This is a genomic window from Oceanospirillum sediminis, from assembly GCF_014164585.1.
Lineage (GTDB): Bacteria > Pseudomonadota > Gammaproteobacteria > Pseudomonadales > Halomonadaceae > Oceanospirillum > Oceanospirillum sediminis.
The window spans coordinates 1-303 of the sequence record NZ_JACJFM010000380.1 but is presented as its reverse complement, the minus strand read 5'-3'; the positions used below and the strand labels follow the sequence as shown (position 1 = coordinate 303).

The window sequence follows — 303 nt, the reverse complement described above, 5'->3', positions numbered from 1 at the left end:
GAGTATGCCTTAGCCGGAAAACGACAAATCAGCTATGGTGGATTATTAAAGCAAATTAAGCAAGATTTGAAACTTGAAGATGTTGAAAATGGTGATTTAGTTCATGTTGGCGATGAAGATTACACCAAAGAGCAAATGGAAGCTGCGGAAGAAGTTGTCGCAAAATGGGATTTTAATAAACAAAATTATTTTATTTGGTAAAGAGAATGTCAGGATATGATCAACGGTAAATCCGTTGGCATATCCCTTTTTTTGTTGTCAGCTTGCTGACTTCTGATACAAGTCTTTAGCACAATAACACAA

Annotated in this window: 1 protein-coding gene; it reads left to right on the top strand. The window is 35.6% G+C overall.

Annotated elements, in window-relative coordinates; translation table 11 throughout:
* A partial coding sequence (locus H4O21_RS25310; RefSeq protein WP_182812810.1) for a protein rep occupies positions 1–201 on the top strand: 201 nt, incomplete at its 5' end.
* Positions 202–303: the final 102 nt, after the last annotated feature.